Source organism: Acinetobacter sp. UBA6526, from assembly GCF_002434875.1.
Lineage (GTDB): Bacteria > Pseudomonadota > Gammaproteobacteria > Pseudomonadales > Moraxellaceae > Acinetobacter > Acinetobacter venetianus.
Genome location: NZ_DJLC01000164.1, coordinates 20586 through 44655, shown reverse-complemented (window position 1 = coordinate 44655; position 24070 = coordinate 20586). Strand labels below are relative to the sequence as shown.

Genomic DNA, 24070 nt, shown 5'->3' with positions numbered 1-24070 from the left:
GCAGCATGGTAATCCCGCGAGCCGCAGGACTAATTGGCATGACATCAGAAAGTCCTGTCGCTGACTGCAAACTAAAGCTGAGAAATAATAAATCTAACCATCGCTGTAGTTCTTGTGGCTGATTTGGATTTTGAAAACTATTGGGAATAACAATCTGGCAAATACTATAAAGAAAGGCAAATGCCCATGCGATCAAAGTAAAGACCGCACCAGCAGCAAACAACTCATCCTTTGTCAGATAACGATCTGCAAACATATAACGAATCAACCCATAAGCCGCATAGAAATAAGCAAGTGCTTCAAAACTATGTGCTGTAATTTGAACAATTTGACTATCAAAACCAATAAAAATAAGAATCGAAAATACAAATGCCCCACTCACAAAAAACAGTCCCCAAAAAGTAAAAACTGGCGACTGGCGAATAACTTTTGCAATAATTAATAAGGCTAAAACACCCAGTGACCACGTCAACGCTTTATATTGATTATCGTCATACGTCACGGTGCTAAAAATGAGTAAGGCCAATTGAACCATAAGCAGCCAAGCGGATGGTAGCAAACGAAAAGTATTCCAAAATTGTCGTAAAGTTTGCATATTATTGTCCTTTATTTATTTATCACGGCGCATCACATCTGTTTCTGATCTACTCAATGATGCTGCATCTAAAAATGTCACAATCATCGTGGAAAGTTCTTGTTGTAATCGTTGTTCTTCGATCAAAAAAGTATTTTTACTGGCATAGCGCATCATGGTAAATAAAGTACTATTAATGATCACAAAAGATTTATGTTTTAGTGTTTCAAAGTCCCATTGCGGATAATAACGACCAAATAAATACATGCCTATTTCTAAAAAATGTCTTTCTAGAACTTGGGCTGCCTCAGAATCACTATAAGCATGCCAATTCTTTAAGATTTCGATAAAGAAACCATGATCTGACTTTAACGATTCAAAGCCAAACGCAATACTCAATGTGATAATGTCTTGAATAGTTGCATGTTGTTGTAGCATGACCAACTGTTTAAGTGCCTGCCCCAAATCTTCACTTTTTCTTAGTAATAGTTCAGCAACAATTTGCTCTTTATTTTCGAAATACTGGTAAATAGAACCCACACTAACACCTGATTTTTCTGAAATTTTTGGTGTGGTCAGTTGTAATACCCCATATTCAGAAATACATTTTTGTGTTCCCTCTAAAATACTTTCTACAATCATTTTTGCACGCTGTTGTTGCGGTCTTTTTCTCATTTCCAACCTCAAAATAAATGCGAATTGAATGCGAATATTTATTCATATTAAGCTTTGATTAAATAACAAGCAAAGGTGTTATGCAATGCAAAGCATCAACAAACCGACACGTTTAGCCTCATTTGAAAAAATGATTCAATCCAATCTCAAAACCAAAATCTTGCGCTATATGATTGATCAAGATGTGCAGCCCAGCTATGACGAATATTTAGCATTGAATAATGCTTTACAAAGTGGTGATGAACCCATGGATCAGGTCATGCAATGGGTCATGCAGAATCCTCGAGAGCATCGTAAATATTTTGAAATAGCTCTTTATGAAGGTATTGATAAACTTCCTCATGAGATTCCAGAGCTTGCTCGGTTTTTCACGATGATTGAAGAAAAACCACACTGGTATGAACAGAGTAAAATCGATGAGGCCATTAAATTTACTTATCGCTTAGGCGCAAATAATGGTTTTATCCTTCGAGACTTGTCACTCATGACGGGTTACATGTATCCAGGTTTTAACCAACCTTTGGTATTAACAGGTGCCTTAAAAAAGCAAGCAGGAACACGTCTCGCTGAAACAACCAAATGGTGGGTTGATATTACTGAACCAGATGGCTTCGAACGTTTCAGTAAAGGTTTTACTTCAACTATTTTTGTTCGCTTTATTCATTCTCTAGTCCGCCATCAACTTAAAAAATCTGAAAAATGGGATGCTGAGACTTGGGGTTTGCCGATCAATCAATATGATCAAGCCATGACCAATATTGCATTTAGTGGAGTCGTGTTACTTGGCATTCGTGCACTAGGTATTTTTCCAACACAACAAGAAGTCGAAAGTTTCCTACACTTTTGGAAATATGCGGGTTGGCTGATGGGCGTTGAAGAAAAATGGCTCGTCGATAAAGAGTCTGAAGGCTGGAAGCTGATTTACTGGATGCAGTTTGCCCATCCTAAATCGGATGAAAGCAGTATTTCATTGGGTTCTAGCTTATCGAAAGAACCTTTTGAACGTAAATATCGTTATTTAAGAGGCTTTCAGCAGCAATTGGCTTATCGACAGCATTTAGAAATTACCCAGTTTTTTATAGGTCGTAAGAAAATGAAAAACTTAGGCTTGGCACCACAATCAGCGTCATGGTTTGCATATTATCTGATTTGTCGGAATTTAACTCTATATAGCGGTGCCAAATATCTTCCGAAATTAAATCATTTCCTTGAAGAGAAAGGTCGCAATTTACAGAAAATGGGATTGTCTTTGTATCGCAATCAAGGCCAACAACTTGCCAGTATGCATCAATAAAGCATAAAAAAGCCCTCATGAACTGAGGGCTTTTTTTGGAATCGTTGAGCTTAGTGATCAGATGCACCAGAAGCGCCGATACCTGTCATTGAACGCACGAACTGAGCGTCAAATGCTTTACGTTCTTTTTCTGCACGTGCTGATTTATCAGTCACAGAGAAGAACCAACAGCAGAAGAATGATAATGGCATTGCAAATAATGCTGGGCCATTGAATGGGTTAGGTGCAGATTCAGAAATCGCTAATGTATCTACCCAAACTGCTTTAGAAAGGATAATTAATACAACCGCGCCAACTAAACCAACCACACCGCCAATCACTGCACCGCGAGTCGTTAAACCTTTCCAGAACATTGATAACACAAGAACTGGGAAGTTTGCACAACAAGCCACTGAGAATGCTAAACCAACCATGAACGCAACGTTTTGCTTTTCAAACAAGATCCCGAGGATCATTGCAAAAACCGCCAAACCTAAAGTTGCAATTTTAGACATACGTAATTCAGATTCAGGTGTCGTTTTCCCTTTCTTGAATACGTTTGCATAAAGGTCATGTGAAATCGCAGAAGCACCTGAAAGTGTTAAACCAGCAACAACGGCAAGGATCGTCGCGAAAGCAACTGCTGAAATGAAGCCCATAAACAGGTCGCCACCAACAGCATCACTTAAGTGAACCGCAGCCATGTTGTTACCACCCACCAACTCTAACTTACCTGTCATAGCAGCTTTTGCTACATCAAGGAATTGAGGGTTGTTTGCAACGAATAAGATCGCACCAAAACCGATAATGAACGTTAAAAGATAGAAGTAACCAATGAAACCTGTTGCTACAACAACTGATTTACGTGCTTCTTTTGCATCTTTAACAGTAAAGAAACGCATTAAGATATGTGGTAAACCTGCTGTACCGAACATCAATGCAAGACCAAGCGATAATGCATCAATTGGATTGGCTGCCAATTTACCTGGCCCCATGATATGAGCCGCCTCTTCCCAGCTTAAGCTATGCGCTTGACCATAAGCACCAATGGCTTGGTTGAACATATTAGTAAAGCTAAAGCCAACTGCTTTCATCACCATGAATGCCATGAAAGTTGCGCCACTGAGTAATAGCACAGCTTTAATAATTTGCACCCAAGTTGTCGCTAACATACCGCCGAACATCACATAAGCCATCATGAGTAAGCCCACGATTACGACAGCGATGTTATAGTTCAAACCAAACAATAGTTTGATTAGCTGACCTGCACCTACCATTTGAGCGATCAAATAGAATGCAACAACAACTAATGAACTTAATGCAGCAAGTGTACGAACAGGTTTTTCCTCTAAGCGGAAAGACACAACATCTGAAAGGTTGTATTTACCTAGGTTACGTAAACGCTCTGCGACTAAGAATAGAACGATCGGCCAACCCACCATGAAACCAAGTGAATAGAGCAAGCCATCAAAGCCTGAGCTAAACACCAATGCAGAAATACCAAGGAAGGATGCCGCTGACATATAGTCACCCGCAATCGCCAAACCATTTTGGAAACCACTGATACCACCACCAGCAGTATAGAAATCTTGAGTCGATTGCGTTTGTTTCGCTGCCCATTTAGTAATGAACAATGTGAAACCGACAAAGATCGTAAACATGATAATCGCATGCCAGTTGGTTGCTTGCTGTTCTGCTGCACCTAAATCTGGGCCAGCAAAAGCAAGACTAGAACTGAGTAGGCCTACGAGCGCGAGTAATGTCGCTTTAAATGATGTCCCTTTCATCTCAGTGCATCCCTTTTTCATGTGTGATCGCCTCAACTTCCTTGAGGGCATCTTCATTTAGCTGATCGAGTTTATTGTTAGCGATATATGAATACACACCACACAACACGAAAGACAACACGATAATACCTAAACCAAGAGGCATACCCCATGTTGTCACACCACCGCTAAATGAACTTGCTAAAAACTCTTTGTTATAGCCAACCAAAAGCATGAAGCCGACGTAGATAACCAACATAATTGCTGTTAATGTCCAACTTAATGTACGCTTCTTGCTAACCATCTCTTGAAACTTTGGATTATGTAGAATTCGATCTACCTGTGAATCATCCATAACCAACTCCTTATTTTTGTGTCCAACCATGGACCCCTTTTTCAAATGGGATTTTTCATTATCCAAATTAACAAGAATTAGCTTGACTCGTAACTTAGACTTTGGTCTCTAAATGCAAATCTCTACTCATCTCAGTACCTGTGCATCGGGTATGATAAAAAATGGAATTTGATCACGTGGGCAATATGAATAGCTGGCTTATTATTGGGGTTCTTGCCATATATATCGTGGTGCTATTCGGCTGTGCATTTTTTGGAGAAAAACATGCAAGTCGTTTGAGTATGCGCGGTCGAATGCTGCTGTTCAGTTTAACTTTAGGCGTATATTGCTCATCATGGACTTTTTACGGCGCAACAGGCGCAGCAGTTCGTGAAGGCGTGATTTTTCTGCCAATTTATCTCGGTCCATTACTTTTTATTTGGTTTGGTTATGATATTTGGAAACGTCTCGGGCGTATTCGGCAATATCATGCAATTTCCTCAATTGCAGATTTTGTCGCTGCCCGCTATGGCAAAAGTGGTAGCCTCGCTGCGTTGGTCACAATTTTGGCCGTCATCGCCATTATTCCTTATCTTGCTTTGCAGTTGCGTGCGATTGCGCTCAGTGCATCCGTCATTCTCGAACAAAATGCGCATGTGACGACAACCACAAATAGCGTATTACTGCTCACTGCTCTGCTCGCGATTTTGGCAATGATTTTCGGAACACGTCATATTGCCCACACCGAACAACATGGCGGCTTAATGCTTGCTGTGGCATTTGAATCCTTTGTTAAGTTATTTGCTTTGCTCTGTGTTGCTGGTTTTTTCTTATTACAATCACCTGAAAATATTAAACAAGTCAGCACCGATGTCAGCCAGCATTTCCATGATTTACAAGAGCTTGGCGTACCCGAAACTTTCTGGATTCAAACGCTTTTAGCCGCATTAGCCATGATTTGTTTACCACGCCAGTTCCATGTGGCTGTGGTGGAATTAAGAGATGAAAAACATATTCGTGGTGCACGTCGCTGGTTTGCGGTTTATTTGATTTTAACCATTATTGCCATTATCCCAATCGCGAGTTGGGCACTGCATTCTTTACCTGAATCCCTTGGTACACCTGACATTGCAGTACTTGCCCTACCGCTGAGCTACGAACAAGAGTGGTTAGCTTTATTGGCATTTTTAGGCGGATTTTCAGCATCGACAGGGATGCTATTGGTGGCCTCGGTTGCCTTATCAATCATGCTCAGTAATGACTTGATCATGCCTGCACTTTGGCGGTTTAAAATCATTTCACGCCAAGATCAACATTTACCAAGAGTACTAAAACTAACTCGACGCATCAGTATTGTCAGCGTGATGCTGTTAGGATTCTTATTTTTCCATTTCTTCAATGATATCAACCAACTTTCTGTATTTGGTTTATTGGCCTTTAGTGCCGTTGCACAATTTTCTCCTGCGTTAATCGGTGGTTTATATTGGCGTGGGGCAAGTCGTCAGGGAGTTTATGCGGGTTTAATCATTGGCTTTTTGATGTGGAGCTATACACTTTTATTCCCAACTGTATTGCGTAGCCTACCTGATCATTACCAAGACTTTGCTCAGCATATTTTGTTATTTGGCCCATTTGATATTAATGGCTTACGCCCTGAAGCTATACTCGGCTTTGAGTCTTTTGCACCACTAACTCATGGAGTTTTATGGTCACTTGGATTAAATATCGCATCCTATATTTGGGTTTCTCGGCTTTATCGCCCAAGTGTGGCAGAGCAGATACAGGCTGAAAGCTTTTTCTATTATGAAAGCAAACCCCTTCCTTCTGCCAAAACCTCAACAGATTTGACCGATTTACACCATAACGCAGCGCGTCTCAAAGTAGGTGATTTATTGGCGCTGGCGAAGCGAATTACAGGTGATCGACCAACGACTCAAGCGTTCCAACAATTTTGTGAACAAAATCATGTGGTGCTCAACGAGAACCATGTGGCGAATGGGATGTGGTGGCGTTTTACAGAACAATATCTCGCGGGGATTATCGGTGCAGCTTCAGCACGTACCTTACTGACCACGGCCTTGATCAATAATGGACTTGCTTTAGGACAAGTCGCCAACATCCTAGATCAAGCATCTCAATGGCAGCGCTTTAATCAAAATTTATTGATGACCATGATTGACCATATGACCCAAGGGGTGAGTGTGGTCGATAAAAATATGTGTTTGGTCGCGTGGAATAATCAATACCTTAAACTTTTTGATTATCCAAAGGATTTGGTTTATGTCGGCTGTCCAATTGCTGATTTGATTCGCTATAACGCGGAACGTGGAGAATGTGGCCCTGGCCCTGTTGAAGAGCATGTGCGTAAACGTATTCATTGGATGAAAGTAGGAAGTGCCCATGAATTCGAACGTATTCGTAAAGATGGTCTAGTGATTCAAATGCGCGGAAATCCCATTGAAGGCGGTGGCTTTGTCACTACATTTGCTGATATTACGGCTTTCCGTGAAAATGAAGCCATTCTCGAAGAAAGAGTGAGTGATCGTACACGCCAGTTAGCCGATGCATTGACTGAACAGCAACTTGCCTTGGAACAAGCAGACAAAGCCAATCAATCAAAAAGTCGCTTTTTGGCCGCAGCCAGCCACGATCTACTTCAACCCATGCATGCTGCTCGCTTGTTTAGTACGGCATTGGAACAAAGTGTTGAAAGTCCCGAAGATCAACAAACTTTACAGCAATTAGATCGTGCCTTATATGGTGCAGAAAGTATGCTCTCGGCCCTGCTCGATATTGCACGCTTAGAAGGCGGTACGATTCAACCGAAACGTCAGCCTTATTCACTACATGATCTACTCAGTGATCTTGAACTACAATTCAAATCCATTGCAGCTCAACGCGATATACAACTTAAAGTCCATGACACTCAATTTTGGGTAGATACCGATCCTCAATGGATGCGACGGATTATCCAGAACTTTGTTAGCAATGCATTGCGTTATACCGCTCAGGGACGTGTCGTCGTTGGAGTCCTTCGCTCAGCACAACGTCCAAATCATATTCGAATCGGTGTCTGGGATACAGGGCCAGGAATCAATGAACAACAACGCGTCAAACTCTTCCAAGAATTTGAACGTTGTGGACATACATCACCTTGGGGCGAACAAGGGCTTGGTTTGGGTCTTGCCATCGTGCAGCGTATGACCAGTCTGCTTGATTTTCCTGTGCATGTTTATTCTGAACTTGGCAAAGGCTCATGCTTCATGATTGAAGTACCTCTCGCAGCAGCACCTCAAATTGAAACTAATACACCAACCATGACCGCACTGCAACATACGGCATATAAAGTGTTGTGTTTGGATAATGACGAAACGATTTTGGAAGGTATGCGTACACTACTGAGTAAATGGGGATACCAAATTTTCACGGCAACAGAGCCAGATGAAGCCCTCAAATTGATTCAAGAAAATGATATTCAAGTCTGGCTCATTGACCAGCATTTGAATAATGAACAACGTGGTCTCGATTTTATTGAGCAATATCGAACTGCCAATATTCCTGTGGCTTTAATTACAGCTGATTCTGATCCTGAGTTGCCGCAACGTTTGAAGCAGCAGAATATCGTTTTACTGAGAAAACCACTGAAACCAGCTGGCTTGCGTGCATGGTTGTCAGGCTTAAAAATCATGCCAATGTCTTAAGTAGCAAATTATTTTGTTACATAGGCAAAACTGTTCAGAAAAAAGCACTTTGTTTGATATAAAATTGACCAAAGTGCTCAAATGACCTTTGCCTATGGCAAAAATTATCACTTACATTAGTGAACGTTTGTACACTTACTTACAATTATACAAGATATTGTTTTTAAATTATTTATTATTATAAAAACCGACATCTACAACTTTAGTCGTATTCTACTTGCATTCTGAATCCCTCATAAATTGATCAAACTGATAGAAACCTAGGCTTTTCCTTTTTTGGGTTTCTAACAAGACCGTCATAAAGGACAATGATTATGAATAGCAATTCAGCCATTTCAGAACAGAACGCTCTACAATTTTATCGTCAATACAGTGCTAACGCATTATTACCTGAGTTAGACTGGCAAAAAGTTTTTGGACAAAGTGAACTTAATGATGTTCACCTTCGCGCACTCAACACACTGTATCAAGCAGCTGTTCCATTGGCGTTAAAAGTTTTTCACGAATTAAATTTTGATGTTTTTGCACCTGCGGCTTACCATCCTCAAGGACTGGGCTTATTTGATAAGTTAGCGCAGCAAGAAGAACAGTTTCTTCAAGTCTTAGAAAATGAATCAGCACATCTCGACCATGAAACACGCCATCAAATGTGGAGTATGTTGTTACGTGGTGGTGCTGTATTGGTCTTTAAAGCATGGCTAGGGCATGTCAAATCAGGTAACAGCGAATTAGATAAAACTCAATTTGATGAACTTTCTGATCTGTTATTTATTAAAACGCGTCCAGAACAATTGGCTCAACGTTTGAAAGTAGATTCTCAAGCCACACTGACGCATATTTTCTTGATGCATGAAAATGATGTATTTCTCGATCATTTTAATAGTTTAGAAACTGCTGCAATGTTCGTGGATTTAGGGGTTTATGATGCAGCGTTCTTGAGCTTAAGAGATGACCGTGTTGCTGAATATCTCAAAGCAAAAGGTTATGTGACTCAAGAACAAATCGATGATTTACAATGTGCTCTTAATCCCTTGTATTGTGATAGTTTGATGCCAAAACAAGATTGCTTGGCTTAAAAGTGCAAATAAAACAAGGTGGAATCATCCACCTTGTTTTTTCATCACTTAGAACTTCATGCTCATACGCATCCAGTAATTACGTCCAATATTATTGAACTGCTCAGTAGCTGCGTAACCAAACATAGATGCACCTGCTTTATTTAAATGCTCGGTGTAAGCCTTGTCTAAAACGTTATCAATGCCTACCGAAACATCTACAGCATCAGTCAGTTTATAAGTTCCATTCACCGCCAATGTATTGAATGCTTTGCTTTCATTCATGTCATAACCAACAACATTACCTTCATTCAAACTCACACGACTTTGCTTAGCAACCGCACGCCATAATAGACCTAAACTATATTTTTCATCGACATAACGAAGATTGAGTCGTCCTTCCAAAGGTGCAATTTGTGGTAAAGCTCGATCATCAGATGTATTTTCACCCCAAGCATACATGGTGGAAACATCGGCTTGGAGACGATCCGTAAATTGATAGCCAACACCAGCTTCTGCGCCTGCAATTGTGGCATCAACATTACGTGCCAATGCTTTGCGTTTATCAGGAGTATTGTATTCCATTAAAATGAAGTCTTTAATCAAACCAGCATAAGCTGATGCCCATGCGTTCCAAGCGCCATGTTCAGCTTGGAAGCCAAGGTCAAGTTGTGCCGTACGTTCAGCTTTCAAGTTATTTAGGTTATTCACCATCAGAAATTTTGTAGGATCTTTCTTTTCAGGCACGCCATGATCCGTTATCGTGCTATATAACTCCCAAAAATCTGGTGTACGTTCCACATAGCCCAAACCTACATAAGTTTTTAATCCATGCTCGGGTAGATTCTTCTCAATACGGATAAAACCGCTTGGCAAAGTATCTTTACGGTCTTTACCATTTTCCAGATTATCAATCTTGACCTGATCAACACGTGCGCCAGCAACTAATTTTTGATCTGGATTAAAGGCGTAAGTCCACTCGCTAAATGCACCATAAGATTGGAATTTTAAGTCTTCAGCATACGGCGAGTTCATGGATGGCATCGCATACATAATCATGTCACCGCCATGTTTATTCTGCTGTGTATCAACACCAGAAACGACGCTAAATTTATCCCAATCCGTTGTTACTGCAAGACGTGTATTTAAAGTACGACGATCAACGCGCATCGACATCTTATTCGGTACAGTCATCTCCATACCGTGCATATTCATCGTCGTCATCGGCGGCGTGCGTAAACTATAATTATCCATCAAATGATCGTTATAACTGTAGTCCACTTGGGCTTCAATTTTCTTAATCACCTCTGTGATATTTTTCTGTTCAGCATGTAAACCTAAACTTTCACGCTTAAACTGCGAGCCATCCATAGTGCGCCCTGCATAAGCAGCTTCTCCATCACCCTTGCCTGCACGTAGTTCCAACCACGAATCCTCGGTTGGTTTCCAGCCCACGGCAAGGTCTGCATTCCAACGCTCCCAATTTGAGTGAATGCTTTTATCATCCCCATCTTTATAGTCATCTGCGACAGAGCGATTCACATTTAAACGTGCATATTTAGTTTCATCACCAATTGCAGCTTCTACATTATGATCTAATCGGCCATACGAACCGATTAAAACACTGGCTTGCCCACGATAAGGCTGATCTTTACTCAGGTTTTCAGGCTGACGCTCAAATATTACCGTTGCAGCAGAACCAGGCGTTGCATATTGCACCGTTTGTGGTCCTTTAATCACAGTAATTTTATCGAAACTTTCTGGCTGAATATAAGAAGTCGGCGCGTCCATACGATTCGGACATGCACCCAGATTTTCACTACCATCAACAAGCATCTTAATCCGTGAACCAAACATCCCACGGAAAGTCACATCACCATTGGTTCCACCGTTCTTAATGGCATTAAAACCCATGATACTTTGTAAATAATCCGCCCCATCCGTTGCAGGAACGGGTTGAATCGGTTGTTTAGGATCAGCATGGATAATCAATCCATTTGCATCATTCGGCTGTACTGCTGTAACAACAATTGGCGCTAAAACAACAGGAGCTGGTTGTTCTGACTGTACGTCGGTATTTGCCCATAAAACTGTTGTATTTGAAGCAGCAAGAATCGCAACCGTCAGTGGTTGTAATAAAAATTTAGGTTGAGCCATGATCGGTCTCTCTTAAAACATAAGTAAAACTAGGCTAGAGTTTTGAAAACCCTAATGAAATTGACGTTTTAATTTATGCAAAGAGTGGCGGAGCTCGCCCTTGAGGTAATAAGAATAGTCGTTGCAGTAAGAAGAAAACGTGGCGAAACGCTTGCTGATACGCAACTAAACGAACTTGGATCCGAACTAGAACTTCTTTTACACCCAACTCAGGCGGCAATATCAGATTGGCATAGACTGTACAATACTGGCACTGATGGCTTGGATCATGATGATCATGCGACGATGTAGATGCGGATGTTTGTTCAAGTTGATGTGAATGATGATGGGCATGATGCTGTGATTGGCTCTGCTCAGCTTGTACTTTGGGTAGCAATAAAGCTTTGGTAATCGTTTCACAGACTGGTGCGATTTGATACTGCTTCGGAAGTAGCGGCTGCAAAAATACCGCAATCTGTAAACAGACCGCGGCAAATGCAAGCAACAAACCACAACGAAACAAAGAAAACATCTCAATTAAAGACAGTACAACTTAACGTTTAACCGTAACTTTCTCTTTTTCACGTTGGCGAACCACTTTTTCGACTTTTTCACGTGCACGTTGACGTTTTAACGGCGATAAATAATCAACAAAAAGTTTGCCATTTAAGTGATCCATTTCATGTTGAATACAAACAGCGAGAAGTTCGTCAGCTTCTAACTCAAATGCTTGACCTTCAAGGTTAATTGCCTCGATTTTTACGCGTGACGGACGCTCAACTTTATCGTATATTTGAGGCACAGAGAGACAGCCTTCTTCATAAGGTTGCGTTTCTTGAGTCAGTGGAGTGACTTTGGGGTTGATGAACACCATCGGTTGATTTTTCTCTTCAGAAAGGTCCATGACAATAAGCTGAATATGATGATCAACCTGAGTTGCCGCTAAACCTATACCCGGTGCCTCGTACATGGTTTCTAACATATCTGCTGCAAGCTGACGAATATCATCAGTGACTTCTTCGACTGGCTTAGCAATGGTACGAAGACGGGAATCAGGAAAACTTAAAATAGGTAATAAGGCCATACTGTTCCTCATTTATGCCATTGATCAGAAAACCAACTGAAGGGAATGCTTGATCAAAAAATTGTGTGTAAAGTCGTTATTATAGCGCAACTACACACATAATTTTTAGGAATTATGATAATGAAAAAGGTTTTAAACGGCATACAATCATTTCATGCCTTGGGGTTAAAAAAACAACTGATTGCGGTTGCGATTTGTGCGGGATTAGGTATGAGCGTAAATCTGGCTCATGCAGCAAGTCCAAATGTCAGCCCTCCTTCTGTTAAAGCGGGTGCACCAAACGTTTATGTGGTGAAAAAAGGCGATACGCTTTGGGATATTTCTGGAAAATTCTTAAGCAAGCCATGGCGTTGGCCTGAAATCTGGGCAAGCAATAAACATGTGAAAAATCCTCATTGGATTTATCCAGGTGACAAATTGCTTCTTTGTAGCCTGAACGGTAAACCTTTAATCGGTAAAGATGAAGGCGATGGCTGTGATGGTATCATCCGTCGTTATTCTGGGAATACATCTAACTTACGCCCACAAGTACGTATTGAAGCGTTAAATAATAGTGTTCCTGTTATTCCACTGGCGCATATTCAACAATGGCTAGAACGTACATCTGTACTTCCTGCTGAGGCAATTGCCAATACGCCTTATATTCTGGGTACAGCAGATAACCGTGTCTTGGCTGGTAAAGGTCAAAGCGTCTATGTTCGTGGACAAGGTCTCGAAAATGGTCAGCGTTATGGCGTATTCCGTGAAGGTCAACCTTATATCGTGTTAGATCAAAATGGTAAAAAGCAAAACTTAGGTGTTGAACTTACGCAAGTGGCATCTGGCGTTGCAATTACCAGTGAAAATGACATTACCACGGTTGAACTCACAGATAGTTATAACGGCGAAGTTCGTCGTGGCGACCGCGTGATGCTTGAACAAGATGCGATGTTACCAACATTATTCTATCCGACTGATGCAAACCAAGTCCGTGACGGCGGTAAAGTCATCCGTGTGATGGGATCAATCGGTACTGCTGCGAAAAATGGCGTTGTTACGGTAGACCGTGGTACAGCTGATGGTGTTGAAATCGGTCAAGTGTTCAGCACATACCAAGAGGGTGAAACGGTACGTGATCCAAAAACCAAAGAGAAAGTAAAATTACCGGGGCAATATGTGGGTAGTGTTATGATCTTTAAGAGTTTTGATCGTATTAGCTATGCTTACGTATTGGAAAGTGAACTCCCAATTAAAGTGGGTTCAGACATCAAACCACCTCGTCTTGATGACTAAATTCTAAACGATGTTGAGTCAACTATCACCCCATCACTACCAAACCGTGTTGGTGTGGTATTTGGTTCAACATTCTCTCTCAAGTTTCCAAAAAATTATTCAACATTTTGGAAGCTGTGAACAAGCAACACAATCACATCGTTTCCCAGAATGGAAACAACTTGGTTTACATGCTAATCATTTAAAACGTTTGGACGAGTTTCTCAGCCCTGAGGGCCAACAGAAATTCGAACAGATTGTACAGCTGATTCAGAAACACACAGACTTCATTCTGACACCACAAGATATTGGTTACCCAACCCAACTCCTACCCTATTCAGATCATCCACCGATTCTCTTCGGTCAGGGACAAGCACAAGCTTTATTACAACCGCAAATTGCAATGGTTGGGAGTCGGAAACCGAGTCCACATGGTCGCCAAGTTGCGTATGATTTTGCTTATTATTTAAGTGAAAAAGGTTTTTATATTAGCAGTGGTTTAGCTCATGGAATTGATGAAGCAGCACATCGTGGTGGCTTAAGCCATCATCGAACCATTGCAGTTGTGGGAACAGGCTTAGATACTGTTTATCCTTCTCAAAATAAGACGCTTGCACAACAGATTGTTCAATCAGGTGCTATCGTGACTGAGTTTCTTCCAACCACAATGCCTTTACAGCAACACTTTCCGCGAAGAAATCGGATTGTGAGTGGTCTGAGTCTCGGTGTGGTTGTGATTGAGGCCGCACTACAAAGCGGGTCACTTATTACTGCGAATAAAGCGGCCGAACAAGGTAAACTAGTATTTGCGATACCTGGACATATCTACAGTGAATTCCACCAAGGCTGCCATCAACTAATTCGTGAAGGTGCTATTCTCATCGATCATCCTGAACAAATTATTGAAGATTTGGCACTTCCAACCCAGTGGCAAACACAGCAACAACCAAGCAAAGAAAAAGAAATAGTCGAAGCTTCTGCACACATTCCAACAAAGTTACTCCCGCTGTATCAACAACTTGATTGGGTAGGACAAGATTTAGATCAACTCGCACAAAACTCTCCAACTTCTCCCGCAGAGCTCACTGCCCAGTTAATGGAACTTGAGTTATTAGGATTATGTATGCAGCAAGGTGGTCGCTATTTACGTTGTCGACCAATGCTTTAAACTAGTAACTCCCTATCTTTTACTTACCCTCATCCTATGATCACATCCTCAACATCTGAAGCAGCACAACTTTTAAAACAGGGTCAGGTGCTCGCCTACCCAACAGAAGCAGTTTGGGGCTTGGGTTGTGATCCATTCAACGAACAGGCATTCCAAAATATTCTCGAACTGAAGCATCGTCCAATAGAGAAAGGCGTTATTTTATTAGCGGGTCATTTAAATCAAGTAGAGCACTTACTACATCGTCTCAGCGCTGAAATCCGTCAGCAAGTCATTGCAAGCTGGTCAAATCGTCAACCAACCGAGCGTGCAACCACATGGTTATTACCAGCGGATGAACAGATCCCAACATGGATTAAAGGACAACATCCTTTAGTGGCTGTACGTGTTACGACTCATCCTTTATGCGTCGAGCTATGCAATCATTTTGGTGGTTTTATTGTCTCGACGAGTGCCAATCCTGCGGGTCTTAATCCAGCCCAAAGTCTGCACGAAACAGAAAACTATTTTGGTAATTCGCTCAATTATCTAGAGGGTGAGTTAGGGCTTAGCCAGCAACCAAGTCGTATTCTCAATGCACTCACTGGTGAAGTCATTCGGGCATAATCAGTGAATTTCACACAAAAAAAAGCTCAGTTATATAGGGATAACTGAGCATAAAAAGGATGTGTAAATCACATCCAGAGGGTTCATCAATTTGGTTAGCAACTTCTTCATTCTAAAAACGAATCAGCTCGCTATGGAAAGTATTATGGATCAATCGTTCAATTTATACAAATATATTATTTATCTAACAAAAAATGTGAAAAGCGCACCATTTTTGTCAGTTTTCAAATTTCAATAAAATTATATTTATATTTTTATTCAGCTTTTTTTTGATCGCAAATTTCGACATTAATTAAAATATATTTGTAAATCATATAGAAAGAATGAACGCCTAATAAATAATTTGGTGTGTTTGTTGTTATTTTAGACAAACACACCCCAGCATTTCATATTTAAGAAGCCGTTTCAACCAATCGTGAAGGCACTTTTATTGTTTTCTTCTGCGCCATAATGATGCCGACTAAAATCATTACTCCACCAATCGTATGGTAGATTGTCCAATGCTCAGATAACCAAAGACTGGCAATGATTGCGGTAAATACTGGCATCAGATTCATAAAAATACTGGTACGGTTAGGACCAATTGCTTGAACAGCCACCATCCACAATAAAGGCGCAATCAATGATGGAAAAACACCTGCATATAGCACGCTTGCAGCGTTGTCAGCATTAATCCCATCTAAGCCAAACCAAAGTAAAAATGGTACGTGATACAACAACGCAAAGCCAATTTGTACATAAAGGCTGGTCAACAGCGGCAGCTTTAATTGCCATTTTTTGAGGAATACGCCATAGAATGCGTAGAAACCAACCGCAACCACCATAACAGCATCGCCCCAGTGTCCACCCTGCTCAAATAAGCTTGAGATATGCCCCTGACTCATCACATAGATCAGACCTGCAAATGACAGTAAGCTGCCAAACATTGCAAAGCGATTTGGCACATCTTTTAAGATCAGATAGGAAATAAAAATGGTAAAGACTGGAACAAAGGCATTCACAATTCCCATGTTGGTCGCCGTCGTATAGTGGGCAGCGGTATAAGACAGCCCTTGATATAACACCATCCCAAACGCACTCAACACGGCCAGTTTACCTAAATCTTTTCCAATCACCGCGCGTTGCTTCCACACTTTTGGCAGCATGAAAGGCGTTAAAATCAGAAAAGCGACAAACCAACGATAGAAGCTGATACTCACAGGCGAAATATAATCAGCAACATAACGCGTTACAGCGATATTAAGCGACCAAATTAACACTGCAATGAGTGGCAAAACAAATGCCCACTTTTGATATTTACTCAACTGAACCATCATCAATCTCAGCACATTTACGTGATGTGTGTATTGTGAAAGATGTCTAATTTAATTGAAATATCGTATTTCAGACATTTATATCGCAGTTACGACATGTGAATTTTAGAACAGATCCCATGTTCGCATCGCATGCTCAACCACTTTATGCAGTTGCTCTACATTTGCGCCATCTCTTGCTTGTATGGTGAGTCCCTGTAAAACAGTGGCATAGAAATCTGCTATTTCTTGTAATGGTGCGGTTTCTGCAACATCGCCCTCTGCGACGGCTTGTTGTAAACGCTCAAGTAATTTTTGTTTGGTCTTGAGCCTTTTTTCTAAAATATTGTGTTGCACCTCTTGAGCATGATCCGAACAGTTCATCGTCGCCACAACTAACATACAGCCCGAAGGTTTATCTGGCTGTGCCAAACGTTGCACGTTATCGTAAAGAAACAACTCAAAAGCAACTTTGGCAGTTTTAGCTTCTAAAAAAATGGCTTCAATTGGACAGGCTTCGTGTGCAAGATAATAATCGATACATTTATAAAACAGCGTCGTTTTATCTCCAAAACTACTATATAAACTCGGCGCAGTCAGTGCCAAAGTTTGTGTGAGATCACTAATCGACGTTGCTTCATAGCCATGCTCCCAAAATAACAACATCGCTTTTTCTAAGGCCTGTTGCTCATCAAAGCACTTTGGACGTCCACGCTTCTTTTTTGCTGGATGATCACAAGGTTCTTGTTCAGATACATTGTTATTTGTCATAAGGGTTACACATTATTTTATAACGATCATTATTAAATTAATTGACGCATCAATTTTTATCAACTATTTTATTTTATAACAATTGTTATAAAAATATCCCTATTGCCTAATTTTATTATCAAAACACTGATAATAAAGGAAACTTTTATGGAACATACTCCCTCTCCCGAAGCTCACCCCACAACGGTAACTCAAACTCAAGGTAGTTGGTTCGCGATCTTGGCTGTCGCAATCGCAGTTTTTGCTCTTGTGACCAGTGAATTTCTGCCCGTTGGTGTATTAAACAGTGTTGCAACTGATCTCAACATTTCAGTCGGTACGGCAGGTTTGATTATTACCTTACCTGGAGTTATGGCAGCGCTTGCAGCACCATTACTCCCGATCGCCGTCAAACAACTTGATCGTCGTTATGTACTCATTTTACTCACGGCGATCATGGTCATTGCCAACACCATTACTGCTTTTGCAGATAGCTTCCACGTCTTACTCTTGAGTCGACTGGTTCTTGGTATTTCAATTGGTGGCTTTTGGGCAACGGCGATTGCTTTAAGTGGAAAACTCGCACCCGCACATTTACCAATTGCCAAAGCAACAGCGATCGTGATGGCTGGTGTAACCTTCGCTACAGTACTTGGTGTGCCGATTGGAACATGGTTAAGTGAATTTTATGGTTGGCGAAGTGCATTTGGTATCACGGCGGCGATTGGCTTAGTGGTCCTAGTGTTACAACTGATTTTCTTACCAAAACTTAAACCAGATTCAGCCATTCATCTCCGTGATTTACCTGCATTGCTCCGCGAACCTAAAGCACGTAGCGGGATGCTGATCGTGCTGCTAATTGGTTTAGCCCATTTCTGTGCCTATAGTTATCTCGCACCCTTCTTTAAAAATATTGCAGGATTTGATGGTACGACGATCAGTTCACTGTTATTGCTGTACGGGATTGCAGGTATTTTTGGTAATGCTTTTGCAGGTTATAGTGGTAATTTAAATGTGCGCTATACCCTCGCCTTTGTCGGCATTTGTTTTACCATCGTATTCTTTGGTTTCCCAGTTTTTGCAATACATGAGTTTGGTGCTATTGTTTTAACAGCATTATGGGGCTTTGCATTCGGTGCATTCCCAACCTCAGCCAATATCTGGATGTTTGTACACGCACCAAATGCCGTAGAAAAAGGTATGCCTTTATTTGTGGGATTGTTCCAAGTCATGATCGCAACAGGTTCACTTCTAGGTGGTTATGTCGTTGATCATTTCAATGAAAATATCTTAATTTATGGTGTGATTAGCTTTGTCGCATTAGCATTACTCAGTATTTTCACCTTAGCCAAAGGTTTAAATAACCCAAAAATTACCTGTGAAAATTAAACGTTGAGACCTCAAATGAAGCGTGCTGAGACTGAACAATTTCCCTTTTTGAATGGTATAGAAGTGCATGAATTTCTCTACCAAAAGGATGATGTTGTCAGTCCACATTCTTCAATTTGGGGTGATTTCAATTTTAGTTTAAATGGCACTTTAGAATTTGATATCGAAGGACAATACTACCTATCCCCACCGAGCTATGGACTTTGGTTACCACCTCGTACAGAGCATCAGTCACTGCCTGTAGAACATGAAATTCACTATATCTGTATTCGGCTACATCCTAGATATGGTCAAGCGTTGGGGTTGAGTTGCCGCTGTTTTAGCATTGAGCCTTTTTTTCGCGCTTTAGTGGTACAAATTTTGGAACAACAAAAACAACAAACTTCACCTGAATATCTCGAACACCTATTACAAGTTTTATTTGATCAGTTGAAACAAGCGCCAGCCTATTCACATTATTTACCGCAAAGTACACATCCCATTCTCGCGCCAATTTTAGAAAAACTATCTGCACCAGACTCCTTTCCTCAAAGTCTCCAACAAGTGTTGCAGCAGTTTTCAGTCAGTGAACGGCATATCCTTCGTCTTAGCCAGCAAGAATTACAACTGTCTCTCTCTGAGTGGCGTAATCGAGCAAAAATCATCTTTGCGATCAATCAAATCCGTCAAGGTATGACCATTAAACAACTCGCATTTGCTTTGGGTTATCACCATAGTTCCAGTTTTATCGAATTCTTTAAACGCTATACAGGGCAAACGCCAATTCAACTAAAAAATGCATCCATTTAAATCACCTTCAATTTGAAATCACAAACACTATTCTTTATTTGTATACATTCCGAATATGGGCATTGCACTTAGCTTGAATAGCAGTTAAAACAATGATGTTTTGCTACAACAACAAATTAGGACATATCTCATGAGCCAATCGGTTTATCACATTCCAGTTAAGGACATCAAAGGTCAAGATGTTGATCTAGATCAATACCAAGGTAAAGTGCTACTGATCGTGAACGTTGCATCAAAGTGCGGTTTAACGCCTCAATACGAAGGTTTAGAGAAGCTATATCAAGCAAAGAAAGATCAAGGTTTAGAGATTCTCGGTTTTCCTGCAAATAACTTCTTAGAACAAGAACCAGGTACAAATGATGAAATTCAGCAATTCTGCTCGCTGAACTATGATGTACATTTCCCACTTTTCGCAAAAATCTCAGTTGCTGGCGATGACAAGCACCCTCTTTACCAAACCTTAACACAAGCGATTCCTGAGCGTATCGGTGAAGGTCCTTGGTGGAAAGACCTCGTTGATTACGGCTTAACACCAAACAATCCACCTGAAGTACTGTGGAACTTTGAAAAATTCCTCGTGAATAAAAAGGGTGAAATTATTGCTCGTTTTGCACCAGATATCACTGCGGATGACGAACGTATTGTGAATGCAATCGAGGCTGAATTAACAAAATAAATCAATCCCTTATATTTTCCATACCCAAGAAAAGCATGTTTAACATGCTTTTTTTTATATCCATTATTTATGCATAGTTTTATCATTTTCGAACACCGCATCCACATTATTTTAGCAACTTTAGGTTTAAATCATTTCATCGGCACTTCCTTCACATATAGGTGAACCATGAAAAATATTGCTAAAATTCTAATCTTATCGTTATCTACAGCAATCGCTGTTCCTGCTTTTGCTGCACCACATGACCATACACCACAAAAAGTCGTTAAACACTCTCAAGCACCTCAACATTCAAATGCACAAAAGAATAAAGTTCATCCGTCTAAAGACTGGAAAGTAGGACAGAAAGTTCCAAGTGCATATCGCGGACATGGTTATAAAATTAACTACGCCCAATACAAACACCTGCATAAACCTGCTAAAAACCAGCAATGGATCAAGGTGAATGGTGACTATATTTTAATTAATGTCTTAAACCATTCGATTATCAAAATTTTAAATGGTTAATGATCTAAAGTAGTACACAAGGGACAGTTCATCGTGACTGTCCTTTTTATTTACAAATTGTTTGCTCTTTGCAAAAACCCATTCCCTCTCCACACTTTTTTATTATAGTGAGCGTCCTTTTTATGATCTGGTGTTCGTTTAGCCATGATGGATAAATTCTCTATCAAAGCCCTTCTTTCAAGCATTACACTGCTATCAGCATTTGTCTTGACTGGTTGTGATCAAGCACCACAAGAAGATCATACAAATATCCAATCAGAGCAGAGTACTGAACAAAATATGAGTGATGAAATTATTCAATCGAGTTCTGCTCAAGACACGCAAAATCTAAGCAGAGGGAATATGTTGAATATTGCTCGTGATATTGCAAAATTACAGCTCGAAACTGATGACTATATTGCTTTGCTAAAACAATCTCAAAATAGCTTAGAACAAGCAATTCAAAATAAAAATGTGCAACAACTGAAAGCAACGTCAGGCGATCTAAATCAAGAATTGCATGGTCTACACGATACGTTGCTTTCACTTAATTTAAAAAGTAATGAAATTGATCAAATTCGCCAAAATCTTCTCGTTGCCAATCAACAGTTACTCAACATGCCGTTGCTTCATGGTCAATTTGATCTTGCTAAAATCAACTTTGAGCAGATTGAGAAACAATTGAATACTATCCAAATGGATACGGTGAAGTTAGCAAGCTTAGTTTTGAAGAGTACCAATAACACTCAAAACTCAGCAGCATAAACTTTCATTTTCAAACTAATAAGAATACTAAGATTGCGATGGAACTTTAAATCGCCTATCCATCGCGGTCATTTGCTGATGTAATCTTCTATGAGCATCCGATTGCTCTAAAGACGAGAGTGTCAGGCCATACTGAGTCATTTTTTTATATTTTTCCAACTCAAGATTAAGTTCTTGAACACGTTGTTTTAGTTCGATCGATATAAATTGACTGGATTGTGCCAATGCCACCCAACCCGCTTGAATCCTATATTTTGGATTGTCGTGTGCCAGTTGTTTTTCAATCCATTGATACAATTTTTCAGCACGCTGATGTGCTTCAAATTTATAAGCAAATAACGTCGTAGAAAGTACAAGTTCAGGGATTTTACCCATTAACTTCATTTCAATTTGTCTTAGTTGATAAGCATATAAATCAACACGGTATTTCAATAAATTGTGATTGAACCACTCTGCAAAATCGACGAGCAAGTACATCAAATGATCACGTTGCATTAACAACTGCTGCTTTTCTTGTAAGGGCTTACGCTGCTCTATTTTTTGAATTCGCCATGTTCGATAAACTGCAAAACCACCTACCACAAAAGCGCCAATCGAACCTGAAACAATGCCACCAATTGCAGCACCAATAGCCAAACTATTTTTTACCAAAGATTGATTCTGCTTATACTGCCAATCAGGGCTGATCGATGCTTGATGCCGAGTTGTATGAAAATTTCGATAAACTGCAAAACCAGTATTCATCAAAGGAACAGGCAGATAGTCATCTACATGTCCTGAACCTTGCAGACTATTTTGTGCCGTGCGTTGTACAGACTCATAACTCAGCGCTAAATCAGCAAAGACGGATGGATAATGTTCTTGTAAATCTGCCAACTCAATATTCACAATGATCGCAATATGTGGATGACTTTTTGCAAAATTCTCAATGCTCTCCCGCTCCAAACTACATTTCACCTGCATTGGCGTTCCATCAACAATCAGATCAAAACCAGCTAAATGAGCATGTTCTACAAACTCAATGCTATGCCCTTGTTGCGTTAAGTTATAAGCCACTTGCTGTTTTGCGAGATAGGATGAAAGTTGTAACAGAGCAGCTTGATGATCGAAATTTGGCGCTGGAATTTGTTTTAAATTATAAAATGCTTCTGGTTCACCATTTGAGGCTGTAACTAGAGCATCTAAAACTAATGGGTTAATCTGTAAATAATTCCAAATGAATCCAAGACTATGACTCGAAGCGTTAACACCACTCACTAATTTCAAATCACGATCTGAAAAGATGGTCTGCAACGCATGATTTGCAACTTTGTGGCGATCTAAATGCATCACAATTTCTTGATTGTTAAGCAATTTAGGTGCTATTTCTACAATGTTTTTATAATATGGAATACGAAATTCATCTGCTGATAGCCAATGATTGAGTGAATAACCAATCTCTTTTAGCTTTTGTTGAATATCAGAAAAAGGATTTTCCTCATTAATTGCTTCAGCTTGTAAAGTTTCAGGCAAGATCAATGACACTGCCCAATGAGTGAGCTGCTGATAGCGTGCTTGTTGTTGAATTTGATCTAAGTTTCCTAAATGTTCTAAGGCCTCAACCACATCACTGTGCCCTTGCTCATTCACATAATGATTTCGACTTAAAAGACAATGAATAAAGTTGTAATAAACCTGTTCAGGCTGCACAGGTTGCTGTTGTAACAGCGCATGATAGTTTTCTATTGCCGTTGACCAATCTGCTAAACGATAGGACAACTCAGCCAAAGCAAGCGTCAGCTGAATATCGTCATATTCATCCTTGATCTGTTTCAAGATACTCAACTTCAATGCGCTATCTTTACATTGATCTAAATGTGTAATGATCTCAGCTCTCTCACTGGCGCTAAATGCTTGCTTGGCATATTGCAATCTAAACAGTAATCCTTGCTCAAACCATCCATAACGATACGCATGTTTTGAATAATGAGGAATAAAGACTTGATCAATAAGACGGATGAGTCTTAACGAACATTGAATATCTTCGGCTGTATGATGTTGAAAAGACCAATGCTTCGGTAATATCTGATGAAAGATTTGAGTATAAAAACTTGCTGTTAATTCAGGTTGAGCCAATGTCACGAGCTTCAATTGATCTTTTACGGATAAATGATGCCCTTGTTGTTCAATGCGATCTAAACGCAACTTTAAGACATTGCTTGCTAACATACACTTCCTAATCGAATTTTTATAAGCGCTATTTATTAAATAAAAACTGAGATCGACAACTTAATAATTTCTCTAAAGCACCATCTTATTAT

General features: G+C 40.2%; 21 protein-coding genes. 11 read left to right on the top strand and 10 right to left on the bottom strand.

Annotated features, from left to right (window positions below):
* A partial coding sequence (locus tag B4237_RS11585; RefSeq protein ID WP_286943203.1) for a two pore domain potassium channel family protein occupies positions 1-595 on the bottom strand: 595 nt, incomplete at its 3' end.
* A 15-nt stretch (positions 596-610) separates the two neighbouring features.
* Complete coding sequence (locus B4237_RS11580) at positions 611-1249, bottom strand: TetR/AcrR family transcriptional regulator (RefSeq protein WP_007478636.1); 639 nt, start codon at positions 1247-1249, stop codon at positions 611-613.
* An 85-nt stretch (positions 1250-1334) separates the two neighbouring features.
* Here B4237_RS11580 and B4237_RS11575 point away from each other — a divergent pair, with 85 nt between their 5' ends.
* The gene (locus tag B4237_RS11575; protein ID WP_278596010.1) at positions 1335-2543 is read left to right on the top strand and encodes an oxygenase MpaB family protein; all 1209 of its coding nucleotides are present in this window, start codon (positions 1335-1337) and stop codon (positions 2541-2543) included.
* Positions 2544-2593: 50 nt separating this feature from the next.
* Here the strand turns inward: B4237_RS11575 and B4237_RS11570 are convergent, their stop codons facing one another.
* Positions 2594-4309, bottom strand: coding sequence for a cation acetate symporter (locus B4237_RS11570; RefSeq protein ID WP_278596013.1), 1716 nt, complete (start codon positions 4307-4309; stop codon positions 2594-2596).
* Between the two features lies 1 nt (position 4310).
* Positions 4311-4643 carry a DUF485 domain-containing protein gene (locus tag B4237_RS11565; protein ID WP_004881955.1) on the bottom strand — a complete coding sequence of 111 codons (333 nt, stop codon included), beginning with the start codon at positions 4641-4643 and terminating at the stop codon, positions 4311-4313.
* Positions 4644-4828: 185 nt separating this feature from the next.
* Between B4237_RS11565 and B4237_RS11560 the strand changes: the two genes are divergently transcribed.
* Both B4237_RS11560 and B4237_RS11555 read left to right on the top strand, forming a co-directional pair.
* A complete protein-coding gene (locus B4237_RS11560; RefSeq protein WP_278596009.1) occupies positions 4829-8323 on the top strand; it encodes a PAS domain-containing hybrid sensor histidine kinase/response regulator in 3495 nt (1164 codons plus the stop codon).
* Between the two features lie 314 nt (positions 8324-8637).
* Positions 8638-9399, top strand: coding sequence for a hypothetical protein (locus B4237_RS11555; protein WP_019385259.1), 762 nt, complete (start codon positions 8638-8640; stop codon positions 9397-9399).
* A gap of 48 nt (positions 9400-9447) precedes the next feature.
* Here the strand turns inward: B4237_RS11555 and B4237_RS11550 are convergent, their stop codons facing one another.
* The 3 genes from B4237_RS11550 to def all read right to left on the bottom strand — a co-directional run bounded on the left by B4237_RS11550 (position 9448) and on the right by def (position 12598).
* Entirely contained in the window at positions 9448-11535 is a 2088-nt protein-coding gene (locus tag B4237_RS11550; protein WP_278596008.1) for a TonB-dependent copper receptor, read from the bottom strand.
* Positions 11536-11608: 73 nt separating this feature from the next.
* Entirely contained in the window at positions 11609-12046 is a 438-nt protein-coding gene (locus B4237_RS11545) for a DUF2946 family protein (RefSeq protein WP_278596007.1), read from the bottom strand.
* A 21-nt stretch (positions 12047-12067) separates the two neighbouring features.
* Positions 12068-12598 carry a peptide deformylase gene (gene def, locus B4237_RS11540; RefSeq protein WP_004881964.1) on the bottom strand — a complete coding sequence of 177 codons (531 nt, stop codon included), beginning with the start codon at positions 12596-12598 and terminating at the stop codon, positions 12068-12070.
* Between the two features lie 120 nt (positions 12599-12718).
* On the opposite strand from def, the gene B4237_RS11535 reads away from it, so the two are divergent.
* From B4237_RS11535 to B4237_RS11525, 3 genes are read left to right on the top strand one after another with little or no spacing between them, the layout of a single operon-like run.
* Positions 12719-13870 carry a LysM peptidoglycan-binding domain-containing protein gene (locus tag B4237_RS11535; RefSeq protein WP_004881966.1) on the top strand — a complete coding sequence of 384 codons (1152 nt, stop codon included), beginning with the start codon at positions 12719-12721 and terminating at the stop codon, positions 13868-13870.
* Positions 13871-13880: 10 nt separating this feature from the next.
* Entirely contained in the window at positions 13881-15017 is a 1137-nt protein-coding gene (gene dprA, locus B4237_RS11530; RefSeq protein ID WP_278596006.1) for a DNA-processing protein DprA, read from the top strand.
* 36 nt (positions 15018-15053) lie between these two features.
* A complete protein-coding gene (locus tag B4237_RS11525; RefSeq protein WP_004881969.1) occupies positions 15054-15623 on the top strand; it encodes a Sua5/YciO/YrdC/YwlC family protein in 570 nt (189 codons plus the stop codon).
* A gap of 392 nt (positions 15624-16015) precedes the next feature.
* On the opposite strand, the gene B4237_RS11520 is transcribed toward B4237_RS11525, so the two are convergent.
* Positions 16016-16936, bottom strand: a complete 921-nt coding sequence (locus B4237_RS11520; RefSeq protein ID WP_278596012.1) for a DMT family transporter — start codon at positions 16934-16936, stop codon at positions 16016-16018.
* Between the two features lie 105 nt (positions 16937-17041).
* On the bottom strand, positions 17042-17686 hold the full coding sequence (locus tag B4237_RS11515; RefSeq protein WP_278596005.1) for a TetR/AcrR family transcriptional regulator: 645 nt from the start codon (positions 17684-17686) through the stop codon (positions 17042-17044).
* A gap of 147 nt (positions 17687-17833) precedes the next feature.
* Between B4237_RS11515 and B4237_RS11510 the strand changes: the two genes are divergently transcribed.
* From B4237_RS11510 to B4237_RS11490, 5 genes are all read left to right on the top strand, one after another.
* Positions 17834-19054: an MFS transporter gene (locus B4237_RS11510; protein WP_278596004.1), complete on the top strand. Its 1221-nt coding sequence runs from the start codon at positions 17834-17836 to the stop codon at positions 19052-19054.
* Positions 19055-19069: 15 nt separating this feature from the next.
* Complete coding sequence (locus tag B4237_RS11505) at positions 19070-19843, top strand: AraC family transcriptional regulator (protein ID WP_278596003.1); 774 nt, start codon at positions 19070-19072, stop codon at positions 19841-19843.
* A 130-nt stretch (positions 19844-19973) separates the two neighbouring features.
* Entirely contained in the window at positions 19974-20519 is a 546-nt protein-coding gene (locus B4237_RS11500; protein WP_278596002.1) for a glutathione peroxidase, read from the top strand.
* A 168-nt stretch (positions 20520-20687) separates the two neighbouring features.
* Positions 20688-21026, top strand: a complete 339-nt coding sequence (locus B4237_RS11495) for an RcnB family protein (RefSeq protein ID WP_278596001.1) — start codon at positions 20688-20690, stop codon at positions 21024-21026.
* A gap of 144 nt (positions 21027-21170) precedes the next feature.
* Complete coding sequence (locus B4237_RS11490; RefSeq protein WP_278596000.1) at positions 21171-21770, top strand: hypothetical protein; 600 nt, start codon at positions 21171-21173, stop codon at positions 21768-21770.
* Between the two features lie 27 nt (positions 21771-21797).
* Here the strand turns inward: B4237_RS11490 and B4237_RS11485 are convergent, their stop codons facing one another.
* Positions 21798-23978 carry a hypothetical protein gene (locus B4237_RS11485; RefSeq protein ID WP_286943197.1) on the bottom strand — a complete coding sequence of 727 codons (2181 nt, stop codon included), beginning with the start codon at positions 23976-23978 and terminating at the stop codon, positions 21798-21800.
* Positions 23979-24070: the final 92 nt, after the last annotated feature.